Genomic DNA, 17,434 nt, shown 5'->3' with positions numbered 1-17,434 from the left:
ACCCGCCCTGCTCAGTCGGGCAGCACGAGCTCGCACCACACCTGCTTGCCGCCGCTGACGGGCACCGTCCCCCACGACTCCGACATGGCCTCGACGAGCAGGATGCCCCGGCCGCCCGTGGCCTCCCAGCCGATGTTGGTGGGCTTCATGGGCGCGCGGGGCGAGACGTCGAAGACGCCGACGCGCATACGGTGGTTGACGAGCGTGAGGTCGAGACGGACCCGGCCGTCGGTGTGGACCATCGCGTTGGTGACGAGCTCGGAGACGACCAGCAGGACGGCGTCCATGCTGCGCTCGGGCACGCCCCAGGTGCGCAGGGTGCGCCGGGTGAAGCGGCGGGCGTGGCGGACCGCCTCGGGGACCCGCCAGACCGTCCAGCTCTCGCGCAGCGGGCGGACGGCCATGCCGTCGTAGCGCATGAGGAGCAGGGCGATGTCGTCGTTGCGGCGGGCGTTGCCGAGCAGCGCGTCGGCGACCAGGCCGAGGTCCGTGGGGTCGGAGCGGGACAGCTCGCGGGCGAAGCCCTCCATGCCGGTGTCGAGGTCGGACTCGGGCGACTCCACGAGGCCGTCGGTGGTCAGGGCGAGCAGCGTGCCGGGCCGCAGCCGCAGCGGCGTCATCGGGAAGTCGGCCTGGGCCACCACGCCGAGGGGCGGGCCGCCCTCGGCCTCCGCGATCTCCGTGGTGCCGTCCGGGTACAGCAGTACCGGCGGCAGATGCCCCGCGCGCACGCACCAGGCGGAGCCCTCCTCCATGTCGACGTCGACATAGCAGCAGGTGGCGAAGAGATCCGTCTCCATGTCCATCAGCAGCCGGTTGGCGTGCGAGACCACCACGTCCGGGGTGTGCCCCTCGGCGGCGTAGGCGCGCAGGGCCGTGCGCATCTGGCCCATCAGGGTGGCCGCGCCCGCGTTGTGGCCCTGGACGTCGCCGATGACGAGGGCGACGTGGTTGTCGGTCAGGGGGATCACGTCGTACCAGTCGCCGCCGAGCTCCAGTCCGGCGGTGGTGGGCAGGTAGCGGGCCACGGCGACCCCGCCGGGCAGCTTCGGCAGGCGGCGCGGCAGCAGCTGGCGCTGGAGCATGCCGATCAGCTCGTGCTCGGCGTCGAAGGCGTGGGCGCGCATCAGTGCCTGGCCGACGAGTCCGGCGGAGGCGGTGAGCAGGGTGCGTTCGTCGGGGCCGAAGTCGTGCGGGGTCTCCCAGCCGATCAGGCAGGCGCCCGCCGTCCGGCCGCCGGCGATCAGCGGCAGGACGGCCAGGCCACCGGGGCCGACCTCGGCGAGGGCGGGTTCCAGGTCGGCGCCGACGGGCCAGATCTGGGCGCGGCCCTCGCGCAGTGCGGCGGCGAGGGTGGGCATGGCGCGCACCGGCGCCTCGGGCCATTCGGTGCGCCACTCCTGGCGCCACAGCTCGGGCCAGGCCTCCTGGGCGGGCGGGTCGAGGACGGTGACGACGAGCCGGTCGCCCTCCAGTTCGGCGAGCGCGATCCGGTCGGCCCGCAGCGGCTTGCGCAGGGCGGTGACCACGGCCTGGCTGACGTCGCGGACGGTGCCGGCGGTGGCCAGCGCCGCCGCCAGGCGCTGCACCCGGGTCACGTCGGTGACCTCGGAGCCCGGCCCGGAGGCGTCCTCCACGGTGCCCACGAGCCGGGGCGGGCGGCCCTCGCCGCCCGGCAGCACGCGGCCGCGCAGCCGGAGCCACCTCGGCGGGCCCGCGGGCTGCACGACGCGGAACTCCAGTTCGCGGTCGCCGATGGACAGGTGGTCGACCTCCACCACCGACATCAGCGAGGGCAGGTCCTCCGGGACGGTGCGCCCCAGCAGGGTCTCGACCTTGCCGTCGAATCCGTCCCGGGGCAGGCCGAAGACCTCCAGGAGACCGTCGTCCACCTCCACCCGGCCGGTGTCCATGGCGAGGCTGAAGGCGTGCGACGCGAGCTCCTCCCCCACGGGTGTCCCGGCCGGGGCGGGAGCGGCGACGGTACCGGCGATCAGCGCGAGACACTCGCGTTCCTCGACGCCGAAGCCGCCGGGACGCTCGCTGACGGCCAGCAGGCATCCTCCGGAGTCACCGGGCACGGGCAGCGCCGCCACGAAGAAGTCGGGGGCGCCCGGCGAGGGCGTGAACCGGAACTCGGGGCACTCGGCGAGCTCCGCGGGGCCGAGCCAGACGGGCTGCCTGCTGCGGTGGGCGACGGCGGCCGGGGAGCGGCCGGTGACGGAATAGCTCTCGCGCAGCCCGTACAGCGTCCGCGGCACCCCGGCGGAGTCCACCAGGCAGAGCAGACTGCCGTCGTCGCCGCTCGGTACGTAGACGACGGCCAGCGCCGCACCTGCGAATACCAGCACCTGTTCGAGCGCGTGATGCATCCGAATCGGCGCGTCGAGGTCCGCGGCGATCGATTTGAGGGCAAGTTCGGCACGCAACGATCGCGTTCCGCGTCCCGCATCGCCCACACTGACCACGTCCGTAATTACAGCGCGTATGTGGCCCCTGCGCAGCCCCTGTGACCGCCGGAAGGGGCTCATGGCCGCCGCCTGTCGGGGAAATCCGCCCGTTCGGAAAATATCGAACTTACCTTGATGTGCGTATTCGGCATCGTGACCTCGTGACAGCCGTTCACCGTGCGCGTCCGGCGCACAGGGGGGAGATTTGATCCCTGGGAGCCCGCCAGGCCCCGGGAGGTGGTCGCCATGTCCGACGGCCAGAGATCCGAGCAGGCACCGGCCGCCGCCCGGACGCCGGTCGGCCGTCCCCTGCTCTCGCTCGCGCTGACCGCGCTGATGGACGACGTCCACGCGCACTCCGGCGCGCTGTACCTGCGCACGCCCGACGAACCCGTGCTGGAGATGGCGGTGACGGCGGGGCTGCCGCGGGCGTTCGCGGCGCCCTGGCAGCGGGTGGGGCTGAACGCGCCGATCCCCGTCGCGGAGGCGGCGCGCGAACGGCGGTTGGTCTGGGTCGGCGGCGAGCAGGAGATGGCCCGCCGCTATCCGCGGATCTCGGTGATCCTGCCCTACCCCTTCGCGCTGGCCGCGCTGCCGGTGGCGACCGCGTCCACGGTGTACGGAGCGCTGTACGTGACCTGGCCCGGCTCGCACCCCGGACAGCTGTCCGACTACGAGCGCACCCATCTGACGGCGGCCTGCGAGCGGCTCGCGCTGCGTCTGGAACGCGCCGCCGAGGAGAGCCGCCCGCTGAGCGCGGAGCACGAGCTGCCGGCGCCGTCCGCGGCGGGCGGCGCGGCCGACGTGCTGGGCACGATGGAGGCGGCGCGCATGGTGGCGCGGCTGCCGTACGGGCTGTGCTCGCTCGATCTGAACGGCCGGATCGGCTTCGCGAACGCGGCGGCGGCCGACCTGCTCGACGTCCCGGTCAGCGAACTCCTCGGCACCCATCTGTGGGCGACCGTGCCCTGGCTCAACGACCCGGTGTACGAGGACCGCTACCGGGCCGCGCTGCTCAGCCAGCACCCCACCTCCTTCGTGGCGCTGCGGCCGCCGGGGACCTGGCTGTCGTTCCGCCTGTACCCGAGCACGACCGGGCTGAGCGTGCGCATCAGCCGGGCGCGCGCGGTGGCGGAGATGAACCGGGCCGGTCCGCGGCCGGGGGACGCGGCGTCGCGCCTGGTCACCCTCTCGCAGATGCTGAGCCTGGCCGGCGCGCTCACCGAGGCGGCGGGCGTGCAGGACGTGGTGCAGCTGGTCGCCGACGAGGTCGTCCCGGCGGTGGGCAGCCGGGCCCTGGTGCTGCTGGGCGCGCGGGCGGGCCGGCTGCATGTGCTGGGGCACCGGGGCTACCCGGACGCGCACGTCGTGGAGCGCTGCGACGGCATCCCGCTGACCGCGCCGGCACCTGGCGCGCACACGCTGAACACCGGGGTGCCCGCGTTCTTCGAGTCGCGGGCGCAGCTCGAACACCTGTACCCGGTTCGGCGGGCGACCCCCGACGGATTCGCGGCCTGGGCGTATCTGCCGCTGATCGCCTCCGGCCGGCCGGTGGGCACCTGTGTGCTCGCCTACGCCGAACCGCACCCCTTCCCCGCGGACGAGCGCGCGGTCCTGACCAGTCTGGGCGGGCTGATCGCGCAGGCCCTGGAGCGTGCCCTGCGCTACGACGCCAAGCACCAGCTCGCGCACGGGCTCCAGGACGCGCTGCTGCCGCGCTCGCTGCCGTCCGTCGCCGGCATCGAGGCGGCCGCGCGCTATCTGCCCGCCACCCAGGGCATGGAGATCGGCGGTGACTTCTACGACCTGGTGGACGCGCGGCCGCTGGCGGCGGCGGTGATCGGGGACGTGCAGGGACACAACGTGACGGCGGCCGGGCTGATGGGTCAGATCCGTACCGCGGTACGGGCCTTCACGGCCGTCGGTCAGGCGCCGGGGGAGGTCATGGGCAGCACCAACCGGATGCTGATCGACCTCGGCGCCGACCTGTTCGCCAGCTGTCTGTACCTGCGACTGGACCCGGGGCGCGGACGGGCGGTCATGTCCCGCGCGGGGCATCCGCCGCCGCTGCTGCGCCGCCCGGACGGGCGGGTGCGGGTGCTGGACCTGGCGGGCGGCCCGTTGCTCGGCATCGACGCCTCCGTGACGTACGCGACGACGGAGGTCGACCTCGGTCCCGGCTGTCTGCTGGCCCTGTACACCGACGGTCTGATCGAGTCGCCCGGCGTCGACATCGAGGACGCCCTCGCCGAGCTGGGCGCGCGCCTGTCGCTGGTCGGGGACCAGCCGCTGGACGAGGTGGCCGACGATCTCGTACGCCACTACGCGGCCGCGGAGGACCGGACCGACGACGTGGCGCTCCTGCTGCTGCGGGCGAGCGGCCGGCCGCCGACGGGCGGTCCGTAGCCGGCGGGAGAGCGGGCGGCGCGGCAGCTGCGGACGGGCCGCCGGAAGCCGGAGGCCCGGGGTCTTCGGGTACGGCCGCGGAAACAAGGGACGGTCCGGCCCTCCCGCCGGAGGGCCGGACCGTTCCACCGTCGGCCGGTACCGCTGGTGCCGACCGGTCAGTGGGTCCTGGTCAGTTCGAGTGGCTCTTGTGGTGCTTGGACTTGCCGGTGTGCTGGCCGGCGGCGTTCTGGTCGGCCGCGCCGGACGGGTCGGCAGTGGCCGAGGGATCGGCGGTGGCCGAGGGATCGGCGGTGGCCGACGGGTCGGCAGCGCCGCCCACCGCGTCACCGCCACCGGCCTGGTCACCGGCACCGGCACCGGCACCGGCACCGGCACCGGCACCAGCCTGGTCACCGGCACCAGCCTGGTCACCGGCTCCGGCACCGGCACCGGCGTCCGCGGCGCCGAGGGTGGCGCCGGTCGCCGTCAGCGCGGTGGTGACCGGCTGGAAGAAGGTCTCGCCGCCCGCGCTGCAGTCGCCGCTGCCGCCCGAGGTGAGGCCGACCGCGCCGCCGTCCCGGGTGAACAACGAGCCGCCGCTGTCGCCGGGTTCGGCGCAGACGTCCGTCTGGATGAGGCCGGTGACCGTGCCCTCCGGGTAGTTCACCGTGGCGTCGAGGCCGAGCACCTGGCCGTCGTGCAGACCGGTGGTGCTGCCCATCCGGAACACCTGCGTGCCGACCGTGGCCTCGGCGGCCTGGAGGATCTGGACGGTCTGGCCGCCGCCGATGTTGACGTCGCTGGGCGCCTGGGTGGTGGCGTCGTCGTACTTGACGAGGGAGAAGTCGCCGTCGCCGGGGAAGACCGCCTGGTCGACGGTGGCGATCGGCCGGCCGTTCTGCGAGTCGGACCACTGCTCGGCGGCGACGCCGCAGTGACCGGCCGTCAGGAAGGCGGGCGAGCCGTCGCTCGCGGTGACGTTGAAGCCGAGGGAGCAGCGCGCTCCGCCGCCGAAGATGGCGTCGCCGCCCGACACGAACGTCTTGAAGGTGCCGGCGGACTTCTTGATGGTGGCCATGCCCGAGCCGAGGCTCTGCACGGTCGACTCCAGCCGGTTCCACTTTGCACCGGTGACCGTGGTGTCGGCGGTCACGAGGATCTGGTTCGTTCTGGGGTCGACGGCCCAGGCGGTGCCGGGGATGGTGGCCTTCGCCTTCAGGGTCTGCGCGGCGGCGGCCAGTTCGGCCGTGCTGTTGTCGACCTCGCGGACCTTCGCACCGGCCTTCTCGGCCTGCACCACCACGTTGTTCTTGTCACCGGAGACATTGACGACGTTGACGACGAGCTGCTTGCCGGCGCTGTCGTAGTACGAGCCGGCGAAGGAGTCACCGAGCAGGTTCTGGAGCTGCGTGGCGAGGTCAGTGGCGTCCGCGGCCTTCAGGGTCTTCGGGGCAGCCGCGTCCGACCCACCGTCCTGGGAGGCCATGGCGTTCGGAAGGAGCAGGGCCGCCGCTCCGAGTGCCGCCACGCCGCCCGCGGCTATCACGGCCTTGCGCTTCGAATTCCGCTTGTGACTCAAACTTCTCGACCTCCTGGGGGGCGGGGTCTGCGCTGCCGGTCGGCAGCTCGTACTGCGGCGCCTGGATGGCTGTAGGTACGGGCGGGACAGGCGGGGCGTTCAATTCCGTTTCGCAACTTCCTTTGCCCGGAGGTGAATCGGCTGGTCGGCGGGCCGAAACGGGCGGGCTCCGGGAACAATCCAGGCATGACGATGACCACTGCCGAGGCAGACAAGATCCTTTCCGACAACTTCGCCCCCTGGGTCCTCGCCCTGGGCCTGTCCGCCGTGTCCCTGGCGGACGACCGCGCGACCCTGCGGCTGCCCTGGTCGGCGGAGCTGGCCAGGGAGGGCGGCGGGCTCTCGGGGCAGGCGCTGATGGCCGCGGCCGACACCGCGACGGTCATCGCCGTCTCGGCGGCCCGGGGCGGCTTCGTACCGATGACGACCGTTCAGCAGTCCACGTCGTTCCAGCGGGCGGTGACGGACTCGGACGTCCTGGTCGAGGCGGTGCTGACCAAGCTGGGCCGCCGGATGGCGTTCGCCGACATCACGATGACCGTCGAGCGTTCGGGCGAACTGGCGGCCCGCGCGAGCACGGTCTACGCGCTGCTGGGCTGACCCGGCGTCACACCCCCGATCCGGCACCCCGGGTGATCGCACGGTCACGTTCCGCCCCGAACCCGGGGCGGAATCCCGGCTTCGGGGAATCTGCACAGCCCGTGCCCAGCCGGGTCACGGGAACGGGTGTATCTGCACAACCCCCGAAGGCTCCCGGGACTTCGGGGCCCGGAGTGAGGATGCGGTACCGGGTCGCAAGGGGCGGTGTGCGCCGATGCCGTGGGGGGCTGTGAAGAAGTCGCCGACAAGCCGTGCCCGAGCCTGCACGGTTGACCACCCGTCGGCCCCGATTGCGCAGGTGGGGGCGGGTGATCAGGTGGAACGGCGGGCCGTGGAGCTGCTTTGATCCTGGCACCGCGAAAGCCGCCGGGGGCTCCCCGAGCGGGGCGCCCGGCGCCCGCGGTCGCGGCCGTCCCTGTCCCCAGAGGGGCCCGCGCACTCCCCCCTTGTGAATCTCCGTATGAAGGGAAGTTCCGTCATGAACTCCACCCCCCAGGTCACCACCGCCGAGATCTCCGACGCCGAGCTCGACAACGTCTCCGGCGGTCTGTCCCTGAACGCCGTGGGCACCGTCGCCGGCCTGGTGGACGGCGTCGCCCCGGTCTCCGGCCTGGCCAACACGGCCGTCGGCACCGTCGAGGGTGTCACCGGCCTGAACACCGCCCCGGTCCTGGGCCTGGTCGCCGGTCTCTGACCACGGCCTGCCGCTTCCGTCGGGTCCCGGAGCCTCCCCCACGGCTCCGGGACCCCACGGGTGCCACCGACGGGCGCCGACCGGTGCCGTGGACGCGCGCCGTGAACGGGCGCCGACCGGTGCCGTGAACCGGTGTCGACGGGTGCCGTGACCGCGTGCCATGAACCCCCCTGACAGGTGAGGGAATTCCGTTGCAGTTCCGCCAACAGGCCCTCGCCAGGCACCAGTCGCCGGAGGACCTCGACCTTCCCGTACGCCTCGCCCGCCCGCAGGGCCGGCTCGTCCTGGCGGTGACGGTGCTCGCGATGGCGGGCGCCGCCGTGTGGGCGACGACCGGCTCGGTGGCCTCCACGGTCGGCGCGCCCGCGATCCTCACCCACGGCGAGGGCAGTTACGTGCTGGAGAGCCCCGCGGCCGGCCAGGTCACCGCGGTCCTCGCCGAGGAGGGCGAACGGCTGCCGGCCGGCTCCCCCGTCCTCGAGGTCCGTACGGACCGGGGCGACACGGTCGTCCGGGCGGTCGCCGCCGGCCGGGTCACCGCGCTCGCCGCAACCGTCGGCCACATCGTCCGCACCGGCGAGAACATCGCCGTCGTGGAGAAGGTCGCCCACGCCGACGACCCGTTGTACGCCACGGTGTACGTCCCGGCCGAGAGCGCCGGCTCCGTCCCCCCGGGAGCGCCCGTCGACCTCACCGTCCAGACGGTGCCGTCACAGCGGTACGGCGTGCTGCGCGGACATGTGAAGTCCGTCGGCCGGTCCGCGCAGTCGGCGCGGCAGATCACCGCGTTCCTCGGGGACGGCCAGCTGGGCGAGCAGTTCACCGGGCAGGGCCGGCCGGTCGCCGTCACCGTGCGGCTCGACCGGGCGTCCGCGGCGAAGAGCGGTCTGCGGTGGTCCTCGGCGGACGGACCGCCGTACGCCCTCGCCTCCATGACCCTGGCCACGGCTTCGATCCGGCTGGCCGACCGGCGTCCCGTCGATTGGCTGCTGCCGTGACCACCACCCGGGACCACCGGCGGGGCCGCCGTGCCGCCCCGCCCGCGCGCAAGACCCGTACCGCGGGCCCGAAGACCGTGCGCACCCCCACCGTGTTGCAGATGGAGGCCGTCGAGTGCGGCGCCGCCTGCCTCGCCATGGTCCTCGGCCACCACGGCCGGCACGTCCCGCTGGAGGAGCTGCGGGTCGCCTGCGGCGTCTCGCGCGACGGCTCGCGCGCGGGCAGCCTGCTGAAGGCGGCGCGCGGTTACGGACTGACGGCCAGGGGCATGCAGATGGACCTGGCCGCCCTCGCCGAGGTGACGGCCCCCGCGATCCTCTTCTGGGAGTTCAACCACTACGTCGTCTACGACGGCACCGGCCGCCGCCTCGGCCGCCGCGGGGTCTACGTCAACGACCCCGGCAAGGGCCGCCGTTTCGTGCCGATGGAGGACTTCGACGGCAGCTTCACCGGTGTGGTGCTGGTCATGGAGCCGGGCGAGGAGTTCGAGCGCGGCGGACGCCGGCCGGGGGTGTGGGGCGCGCTGCCGGCCAGGCTGCGCGGCACCGCGGGCACGATGCCGGCGGCCGTGCTGGCGAGCCTGCTGCTGGTCCTGGTCGGGGCGGCCGTGCCCGCGCTCGGCCGCACCTACATCGACCTGTTCCTGATCGGCGGCCAGACCTCGCCGCTGGGCGTGCTGTTCACGTCGATGGCCGTGTGCGTGCTGCTCACCGTCCTGCTGACCTGGTTGCAGCAGGCCAACCTGCTGCACGGCCGGATCATCTCCTCGACCCTCTCCAGCGCCCGTTTCCTGCGGCATCTGCTGCGGCTGCCGGTGACGTTCTTCGCCCAGCGCAGCCCCGCGGACCTGGTCCAGCGGCTGCGGTCGAACGACGCGGTGGCCGAGACGCTGGCCCGCGACCTCGCGGCGGCGGGCGTGGACGCCGTGGTGGTGCTCCTGTACGCCGTACTGCTGTACACCTACGACCCGCAGCTGACGTTCGTCGGCATCGGTGTGGCGCTGCTCAACGTGGTCGCCATGCGCGTGGTGGTCCGGCTGCGGGCGACCCGTACCGCGAAGCTGCGCGCCGACAACGCCCGGCTCGCCAACACCGCCTACACGGGCCTCGAGCTGATCGAGACCATGAAGGCGACCGGCGGCGAGGACGGCTACTTCCGCAAGTGGGCCGGTCAGCACGCCACCACCCTGGAGGAACAGCAGCGGCTCGGGGTGCCGGGCGCCTGGCTGGGGGTGGTCGCGCCGACGCTCGCCATGCTGAACAGCGCGCTGATCCTGTGGATCGGCGGCGTCCGGGCGATCGAGGGGCACATCTCCGTCGGTCTGCTGGTCGCCTTCCAGGCGCTGGTGGCCCGGTTCACCGCCCCGCTGACCCGGCTCAACGGCGTCGCGGGCCGCGTCCAGGACCTCGCGGCCGACATGGCCCGGCTCAAGGACGTGGAGAACTTCCGGGCGGACCCGCTGCACGGGCGCGGGAGCGACGGCGCGCCGGCGGGCGGGTCCACCCGCCGGCTGCACGGCCATGTCGAACTGGAGGACGTCACGTTCGGCTACAGCCCGCTGGACGAACCGCTGCTGTCCGGCTTCGACCTGAGCGTCGGACCGGGCCGCCAGGTGGCGCTGGTCGGCGGCTCGGGCAGCGGCAAGTCCACCGTGTCGCGGCTGATCGCGGGCCTGTACCGGCCGTGGCAGGGGGTGATCCGGATCGACGGGCGGCGGCTGGAGGACATTCCGCGCGGGGCGCTGGCCGCCTCCGTGTCCTTCGTCGACCAGGACGTGTTCCTCTTCGAGGGCACGGTCCGCGACAACGTGGCGCTGTGGGACCCCTCGGTCCCGGACGAGGCCGTGGTGGAGGCGCTGCGGGACGCGGCGCTGTACGACGTCGTCGCGCGCCGCCCCGGCGGCATCCACAGCCGGGTCGAGCAGGACGGCCGCAACTTCTCCGGCGGGCAGCGCCAGCGGCTGGAGATCGCGCGGGCGCTGGTGCGCGGGCCCAGCGTCCTCGTCCTGGACGAGGTGACGAGCGCGCTGGACGCGCGGACCGAGCTGACCGTGATGGACAACCTGCGCCGGCGCGGCTGCGCCTGTGTGGTGATCGCCCACCGGCTGAGCACCGTGCGCGACAGCGACGAGATCGTCGTGCTCCGGCACGGCGCGATCGTGGAGCGCGGGCGGCACGAGGAACTGGTGGCGCGCGACGGCGCGTACGCCGCGCTGATCAGGGAGCGCTGAGATGACATCCGTCGCGGAGGGCGACCACGTGCTCGGTGCGCTCGGCGCGCTGGGCACACCGGTCGACTGCGCGGGCCTGAGCCGGCTCGACCTGGCGGGTCCGCAGGTGCTGTGGCTGGTGACGGCGGGCGCCCTGGACCTGTTCGCGGTCGACGCGGCGCAGCAGGGGCACTGGCACCACCTCGGCCGGCTGGAGGCGGGCGCGCTGCTGCCCGGCCCGGTCGCCGGACCCCGGCACACGCTGGTCGCCCGCCCGGTCCGCGACTGCGCGGTGCGCCGGATCGGGCTGCGCGAGCTGTACCGGCCCCCGGCCGGCCAGACCTGGTCGTACGACTCGTACGGAGACCCGCGGTACGCGCCGCCGGCCGGCAGCCCGCTGGAGTACGCCCTCGCGCTGGGCGTCGGCCGGGCGCTGACCGTCCTCTTCCAGGCGCCGATGGCCACCGAGCGGGCCGCGGCGGACGGCGGCGCCCCCGGGTACACCGGTCCGGGCCCGGGGGACGACGACGTCTTCTGGCCGCAGGTGCCGCCGGGCAGCGTCGGGTACGGCTCCCCGTACGGCCCGGAGGCCGCCGCCGACCTGCTGATGGACCCCGGCCTCTGGCAGGGCCTGGTCGACCGGCAGTACCGGCTGCTGGCCACCCTGGACCGCTGGATCGAGGAGCTGGAACACACCCACGAGACCCGTACGGCCGCCGGCGTCGAGGCGGGTGAGGCGGTCCGCGCCCAGGCCGACCGGACGCTGCTCGCCTCGATCGGCGGCCGGTCCGCGCGGCCCGTGACGGCCGCCGACGCGGACGCCACCCACGCCGCGTGCCGGCTGGTGGCCCGGGCGGCCGGCATCACCCTGGCGGCGGCCGCCCCGGGCGGCACCGGCGGCGACCGGCTCGACCCGGTGGAGCAGCTCGCCCTCGTCTCGCGGGTACGCACCCGGGCGGTGCGGCTGGAGGGGACCTGGTGGCGGGAGGACGTCGGCCCGCTGGTGGGCCGGCGCGCCCTGTCCGGAGCGCCGGTGGCCCTGCTGTGGCGGCGCGGCGGATACGTGGCCGTGCATCCGGCGACCGGCCGGGAGTCGCCCGTCGAGCGGGCCAACGCCCAGGAGTTCGAGCCGCGCGGGGTGATGTTCTACCGTCCGCTCCCGGAGCGCGTGCCCGGACCGCTGCGGCTGCTGCGGTTCACCCTGCGCGGCACCGGCGGCGATCTGGCCCGGCTGCTGCTGAGCGGCCTGGTCACGGTCGCGATCGGCGCGCTGGTGCCGGTGGCCACCGGCAAGGTGCTCGGCGAGTACGTGCCGACGGCCCGGCCGGGGCCGATCGTGCAGGTCTGTCTGGCGCTGATGGTGGCGAGCGTGGTCGCGGCGGCCTTCACGCTGCTCCAGAACCTGACCGTGCTGCGGCTGGAGGGACGGATCGAGTCGGCCCTCCAGCCGGCCGTCTGGGACCGGCTGCTGCGGCTGCCGACCTCGTTCTTCGCCGGGCGCTCCACCGGTGAGCTGGCGAGCGCGGCCATGGGGATCGGCGCGATCCGCCGACTGCTCGCGGGCGTCGGGCCCACGGTCGCCCAGGCGGTCACCGTCGGCGCGGTGAACCTGGGGCTGCTGCTCTGGTACAGCGTGCCGATGGCGCTCGCGGCGATCGGGATGCTGGTGGTGATCGCGGCCGTGTTCCTGGGGCTGGGACTGTGGCAGGTGCGCTGGCAGCGGCGGCTGGTCGTGCTCGAGAACAAGCTCGACAACCAGGCGTTCCAGACCCTGCGCGGGCTGCCCAAGCTGCGCGTGGCGGCGGCCGAGAACTACGCCTACGCCGCCTGGGCCGCGCAGTTCGCGCGCGGCCGGGAGCTCCAGCGGCGGCTCGGGCGGATCAAGAACCTGGACGCGGTGCTGGGCGCGGCCTGTCTGCCGGTGTGCACGCTGCTGATGTTCGTGCTGCTGGCCGGTCCGGCGCGGGGTTCGCTGTCGGCCGCCGGGTTCCTCACCTTCAACACGTCGGTGACCATGCTGCTGACCTCGGTCACCCAGCTGACCGGCGCCTTCGTCACGGCGGTGGCCGCATGGCCGTTGTTCGAGGAGATCAGGCCGGTGCTGGACGCCGCCCCCGAGGCGCGGGCGAGCGGCACCCGGCCGGGCCCGCTGTCCGGCGCGATCGAGACCCGGCGGCTGTCGTTCCGCTACTCCGACGACGGCCCGCTCGTGCTGGACGACGTGTCGTTCGCGGTGCGGCCGGGCGAGTTCGTGGCCGTCGTCGGCCCCAGCGGGTGCGGCAAGTCGACGCTGCTGCGGCTGCTCATCGGCTTCGACCGGCCGCTCTCGGGCAGTGTCCTGTACGACGGCCAGGACCTGGCCGCCCTGGACCCCTCGGCGGTGCGCAGGCAGTGCGGTGTCGTGCTCCAGCACGCCCGGCCGTTCACCGGCTCCCTGCTGGACGTGATCTGCGGTACGGAGCCGTACCCGCCCGAGGAGGCGATGGCGGCGGCCGAGCTGGCGGGGCTGGCCGAGGACATCAGGCGGATGCCGATGGGCCTGCACACGATCGTCTCGGGCGGGGGTTCGCTCTCCGGCGGCCAGCGCCAGCGGCTGATGATCGCCCAGGCGCTGATCCGCCGGCCGCGCATCCTGTTCTTCGACGAGGCGACGAGCGCCCTCGACAACGAGACGCAGCGCACGGTCATCGAGAGCACCAAGGCCCTCGACGCCACCCGGATCGTCATCGCGCACCGCCTGTCGACGGTGCTGGACGCCGACCGGGTGATCGTGATGGAGGACGGCCGGATCACCCAGCAGGGCCCGCCGGCCGAGCTCCTCGCGGACACCGGCGGCCGCCTGCACGAACTGGTGCGGCGGCAGCTGACGTAGGTTCCCTTTGGCTCGGGCGCTCCCCCGGAGCTGCGTGGTGCCGGTGTGGCGTCGGGCGCGGCTCAGGTGTCCAGGCCGGGCACCGGCGCGCCGGAGGGCAGGCCGGCCGCGACATGTCCGTCGTAGAACTCCTTCCAGGACGCCCCGGCCCCGGCGTGCGGCCCGGCGGTCCGTTCGCCGCGCGCCGTCGCGTCGAGCGCGGCGAGGCAGACCTCCCAGCCGGCGGCGTTGCGGGCGGCGGTGTCCGCCTCGCCCAGCACGTCGGTGAAGGTGAGCCGGGTACGCCCGGCGCCGGCGGCCGCGAGGTCGAAGCGCAGTTCGTCGCCGCCCCAGTCCAGGGACAGCGTGTGCGGCGGATCCACGGCGACGACCCGGCCGGTCGAGGCGGGCATGTTCGGGTCGCCGCTGAAAATGACGGTCCCGCCGGGGCGCAGCTCGATCTCCGCTCGGGAGGGGAACCACCGCTCCAGCGCGTCGGCGTCGGTGACGAGCCGCCACACGTGGTCGACCGGGAGGTCGTAGGTGCGGACGAAGCGCACGGCGGGGCGTCCGTCGTCGAGGGCGAGATGGCTGCCGGTCAGGTCCACGGGCATGGCGGCTCGGTCCTTCCTTCACTGAGATCGTCCGGGGCGTCCGGGGGCGTCCCGACGGTCGGGTTCCCTCTCCTGGCCCCCTCCCCCAGCGAAACGTTGCCGTTTCGCTGGAACTGCTCTAGCCTTCATGTGTACGAAACCGTTTCGTTCAATTCTTGGCAAAGTCCGGGCCTCGCACTGCCCGGACCGACGCCGAGGACCGGACGACCGCCTCTGGAGTGGTACCCCGATGTCCCAGAAGACCGTGACCGAAGACACCCGCACGGGTGCAGCGGAAGCACCGCCCGGGGCTTCCGCGAAGCGCTGGTGGATCCTCGCGATCGTCGCCGTCGCGCAGCTGATGGTGGTGCTGGACGCGACCATCGTGAACATCGCCCTGCCCTCGGCCCAGGCCGACCTCGGCTTCTCCGACGGCAACCGCCAGTGGATCGTCACCGCGTACGCGCTCGCGTTCGCCTCCCTGCTGCTGCTCGGCGGCCGCATCGCCGACCTCTTCGGACGCAAGCCCGCCTTCCTCGTCGGTGTCGTCGGCTTCGCCGTCGCCTCCGCGCTCGGTGGCGCCGCGACCGGATTCGGCATGCTGGTCGTCGCCCGCGCCCTCCAGGGAGCCTTCGGCGCGCTGCTCGCGCCCGCCGCGCTCTCCCTGCTCAACACGACGTTCACCGACGCCCGCGAACGGGCCCGCGCGTTCAGCGTGTACGGCGCCATCGCCGGCGCCGGCGGCGCGGTGGGCCTGCTGCTCGGCGGCCTGCTCACCGACGCGCTCGACTGGCGCTGGACGCTGTACGTCAACGTGGCCATCGCGGTCGTCGCCTTCGCGGGCGGCTGGGTCCTGCTGGGCAACCACCGCGACGCCTCGCACGCCAAGCTGGACGTGCCCGGCACGGCCCTCGTCGCCTCCGGCCTCTTCGCCCTGGTCTACGGCTTCTCCAACGCCGAGACCCACGACTGGGGTTCACCGCTGACCTGGGGCTTCCTGCTCGCCGGCACGGCCCTGCTGGCGGTCTTCGCCTGGTGGCAGACCCGCGCCGCGCACCCGCTGCTGCCGCTGCGCATCCTGCTCGACCGCAACCGCGGGGCCTCGTTCGTCGCCGTGCTGATCACCGGCGCGGGCATGTTCGGGGTGTTCCTCTTCCTCACCTACTACCTCCAGCTGAACCTCGGCTTCAGCCCGACGAAGACCGGTGTGGCGTTCCTGCCGATGGTCGGCGCGCTGATGGTCGCGGCACAGCTCGGCACCACGGTCCTGATGCCCCGCATCGGCCCGAAGGCCGTCATCCCGCTCGGCTTCGCCGTCGCCACGGCGGGCATGGCCTGGCTGTCCGGGATCGGCGTCGGCTCCGACTACGTGAGCGCCGTGCTGCCGCAGCTGGTGGTGATCGGCGCGGGTCTCGGCCTGGTGATGCCGACGGCGATGCAGCTGGCCACCGGCGGGGTGGCGGCCGAGGACGCCGGTGTCGCCTCGGCGACCGTCAACGCCATGCAGCAGGTGGGCGGTTCGATCGGTACGGCCCTGCTGAACACGCTGGCCGCGACCGCCGCGACCGACTACCTGGCCGGCCGGGACGCCACCAGCGAGCTGGTCCGGGCGCAGGCGACCATCGAGAGCTACACCACCGCGTTCTGGTGGTCGGCCGGGTTCTTCGCGGCCGGCACGGTGATCGCGTTCCTGCTCTTCCGGCGCGGGGTGCCGCAGCAGGACGCGGACGCCCCGCAGGTCGTCCACATGTGAGTCGGCCGACGGCAAGTCAATGAGCGCCTCGGGAAGTTCACCGCTTCGGATGAACAAGATCGTACGAGGCGTCGGACAGGGGTGAGCGTCGCTCCGCCGGGGTAGCCAGACAGACCCGAAGTCCCCCTGCCGCGGTGGAGCGACCATGACTCCGCAACCCCCCGACCGCGACCCTCCCCCCGACCCCAACGCCTGCGCCCGCACCCGGACGAACGGCCCGTACACCGTCGTCGAGGTGACGGGCGAGGTGGACATCGCCACCGCCGACCTGGTCGCCGAGCACCTGACCGCGGCGGTCTCGTCGCCGGCCCCGGACGTGCTGGTCGACCTGCGGCCGGTCGAATTCCTCGACTGCTCGGCACTGCGCGTGCTGTGCCGGGCCGAGGCCCGGGCCGTCGAGCACGGCGGCCGCCTGCGGATCGTCTCCGACGACCCCCGGGTGCACCGGCTGCTGCGGGCGGCGGGCCTGCTGGGCCGCTTCCCGCCGCTGCCCGCACTGCCCGGACAGCGGCGGGATTCCACGTGATACCAGGGGCCGGCCGGAGGCCCCACTCCGCCCGGCCGGCCCCTGGTGCGAGATCGCACGGGCCCCGCGACTGGGGCTCGCACTCCCCACCTGCGGGCCTCTCGTTTCGCTCACGGAGGCCGTACGATCCCGGTCCATGGGGTCAGAACTCGAACACGCTGGTCCCGTAGGCACTCTTCACGCACTCGTTGGCGAACGTGCGCTCGTACGAGACCCGCTTGCCCTGCCAGACTCCCTCGACCGTGACCACCACGGGGGCGTACTGCTTGGTACACAGCACGTCGCTCCGGTTCGTCAGCGCGTCGAGGTCCCCGCCGGTGGCGCGTAGTTCGGCGCAGGCCTGGGCGGCGGCCGGATGGGTGCCGGACGCCGTCGGGGCGCAGGTCAGGGTGACCGCCCGCGCCGGACTCGCGACGGCCGCGCTCTCACCGTGACCCATGGTGAGCACCAGGGCCGAGGGGGCGTAGAGCGACATCGGGCTGGCGCTCTGGGCGGCAACCGAGGCCCCGGTGAGGGGTCCGCAGACGGCGGCGGCGGTGAGGCCGAGGGTGGCTGCCAGGCGCGCGGTGCTCCGCATTGTGTGCATCCTTCCGCTGGATTCGAGGGTGTGCCGGCCGCGGACCGGTGGGTGCCGCGGCGGCGAGCGCGAGTCTGCCGAGTCCGCCGTCGAAACACACATCGAACCCACAGGTTTCAGTAACATTGCGTATTGAATCAGTGGCGAGAAGTCACGGAATTCGAACAGCACACCCGCTCAACCACGGGGTTCCCGCTCTCGAGAACCGGCCAGAT

12 protein-coding genes are annotated in these 17,434 nt (G+C 73.7%); 8 read left to right on the top strand and 4 right to left on the bottom strand.

Features of this window, described 5'->3' with window-relative positions; all coding sequences use genetic code 11:
- Positions 1-11: 11 nt before the first annotated feature.
- On the bottom strand, positions 12-2,531 hold the full coding sequence (locus ACZ60B_RS13705; RefSeq protein ID WP_469386402.1) for a SpoIIE family protein phosphatase: 2,520 nt from the start codon (positions 2,529-2,531) through the stop codon (positions 12-14).
- A gap of 165 nt (positions 2,532-2,696) precedes the next feature.
- Between ACZ60B_RS13705 and ACZ60B_RS13700 the strand changes: the two genes are divergently transcribed.
- On the top strand, positions 2,697-4,856 hold the full coding sequence (locus ACZ60B_RS13700; RefSeq protein ID WP_469386400.1) for a PP2C family protein-serine/threonine phosphatase: 2,160 nt from the start codon (positions 2,697-2,699) through the stop codon (positions 4,854-4,856).
- Positions 4,857-5,028: 172 nt separating this feature from the next.
- Here the strand turns inward: ACZ60B_RS13700 and ACZ60B_RS13695 are convergent, their stop codons facing one another.
- Entirely contained in the window at positions 5,029-6,417 is a 1,389-nt protein-coding gene (locus tag ACZ60B_RS13695) for a S1 family peptidase (protein WP_469386397.1), read from the bottom strand.
- Between the two features lie 186 nt (positions 6,418-6,603).
- Here ACZ60B_RS13695 and ACZ60B_RS13690 point away from each other — a divergent pair, with 186 nt between their 5' ends.
- The 5 genes from ACZ60B_RS13690 (at position 6,604) to ACZ60B_RS13670 (ending at position 13,791) form a co-directional block, all read left to right on the top strand.
- Positions 6,604-7,017, top strand: a complete 414-nt coding sequence (locus ACZ60B_RS13690) for a PaaI family thioesterase (protein WP_469386395.1) — start codon at positions 6,604-6,606, stop codon at positions 7,015-7,017.
- Between the two features lie 478 nt (positions 7,018-7,495).
- Entirely contained in the window at positions 7,496-7,711 is a 216-nt protein-coding gene (locus ACZ60B_RS13685) for a type A2 lantipeptide (protein ID WP_469386393.1), read from the top strand.
- A 191-nt stretch (positions 7,712-7,902) separates the two neighbouring features.
- Positions 7,903-8,709, top strand: a complete 807-nt coding sequence (locus tag ACZ60B_RS13680) for a biotin/lipoyl-containing protein (protein ID WP_469386391.1) — start codon at positions 7,903-7,905, stop codon at positions 8,707-8,709.
- Positions 8,706-10,940, top strand: a complete 2,235-nt coding sequence (locus ACZ60B_RS13675; RefSeq protein WP_469386389.1) for an NHLP family bacteriocin export ABC transporter peptidase/permease/ATPase subunit — start codon at positions 8,706-8,708, stop codon at positions 10,938-10,940. Before ACZ60B_RS13680 ends, ACZ60B_RS13675 begins: the two co-directional genes overlap by 4 nt.
- A 1-nt stretch (position 10,941) precedes the next feature.
- A complete protein-coding gene (locus ACZ60B_RS13670; protein WP_469386387.1) occupies positions 10,942-13,791 on the top strand; it encodes an NHLP bacteriocin export ABC transporter permease/ATPase subunit in 2,850 nt (949 codons plus the stop codon).
- A gap of 62 nt (positions 13,792-13,853) precedes the next feature.
- Here ACZ60B_RS13670 and ACZ60B_RS13665 read toward each other — a convergent pair whose 3' ends face one another.
- Positions 13,854-14,384: an SRPBCC family protein gene (locus ACZ60B_RS13665; RefSeq protein ID WP_469386385.1), complete on the bottom strand. Its 531-nt coding sequence runs from the start codon at positions 14,382-14,384 to the stop codon at positions 13,854-13,856.
- Positions 14,385-14,613: 229 nt separating this feature from the next.
- Between ACZ60B_RS13665 and ACZ60B_RS13660 the strand changes: the two genes are divergently transcribed.
- Positions 14,614-16,116: an MFS transporter gene (locus ACZ60B_RS13660; protein ID WP_469386383.1), complete on the top strand. Its 1,503-nt coding sequence runs from the start codon at positions 14,614-14,616 to the stop codon at positions 16,114-16,116.
- A gap of 145 nt (positions 16,117-16,261) precedes the next feature.
- Entirely contained in the window at positions 16,262-16,642 is a 381-nt protein-coding gene (locus ACZ60B_RS13655; RefSeq protein WP_469386381.1) for an STAS domain-containing protein, read from the top strand.
- Between the two features lie 142 nt (positions 16,643-16,784).
- On the opposite strand, the gene ACZ60B_RS13650 is transcribed toward ACZ60B_RS13655, so the two are convergent.
- The gene (locus ACZ60B_RS13650) at positions 16,785-17,219 is read right to left on the bottom strand and encodes a protease inhibitor (protein ID WP_469386379.1); all 435 of its coding nucleotides are present in this window, start codon (positions 17,217-17,219) and stop codon (positions 16,785-16,787) included.
- Positions 17,220-17,434 lie beyond the last annotated feature (215 nt).

Source organism: Streptomyces sp. NPDC104096 (assembly GCF_055584385.1).
Note: the sequence above shows the minus strand (reverse complement) of the source record. Positions and strands in the feature narration are given on the sequence as shown.

Bases quoted from the DNA above. Each gene is read 5' to 3' on its own strand.
- ACZ60B_RS13705 (WP_469386402.1), bottom strand. From the start codon at position 2,531: ATGAGCCCCTTCCGGCGGTCACAGGGGCTGCGCAGGGGCCACATACGC.
- ACZ60B_RS13700 (WP_469386400.1), top strand. From the start codon at position 2,697: ATGTCCGACGGCCAGAGATCCGAGCAGGCACCGGCCGCCGCCCGGACG.
- ACZ60B_RS13690 (WP_469386395.1), top strand. From the start codon at position 6,604: ATGACGATGACCACTGCCGAGGCAGACAAGATCCTTTCCGACAACTTC.
- ACZ60B_RS13685 (WP_469386393.1), top strand. From the start codon at position 7,496: ATGAACTCCACCCCCCAGGTCACCACCGCCGAGATCTCCGACGCCGAG.
- ACZ60B_RS13670 (WP_469386387.1), top strand. From the start codon at position 10,942: ATGACATCCGTCGCGGAGGGCGACCACGTGCTCGGTGCGCTCGGCGCG.
- ACZ60B_RS13665 (WP_469386385.1), bottom strand. From the start codon at position 14,384: ATGCCCGTGGACCTGACCGGCAGCCATCTCGCCCTCGACGACGGACGC.
- ACZ60B_RS13660 (WP_469386383.1), top strand. From the start codon at position 14,614: ATGTCCCAGAAGACCGTGACCGAAGACACCCGCACGGGTGCAGCGGAA.
- ACZ60B_RS13655 (WP_469386381.1), top strand. From the start codon at position 16,262: ATGACTCCGCAACCCCCCGACCGCGACCCTCCCCCCGACCCCAACGCC.
- ACZ60B_RS13650 (WP_469386379.1), bottom strand. From the start codon at position 17,219: ATGCGGAGCACCGCGCGCCTGGCAGCCACCCTCGGCCTCACCGCCGCC.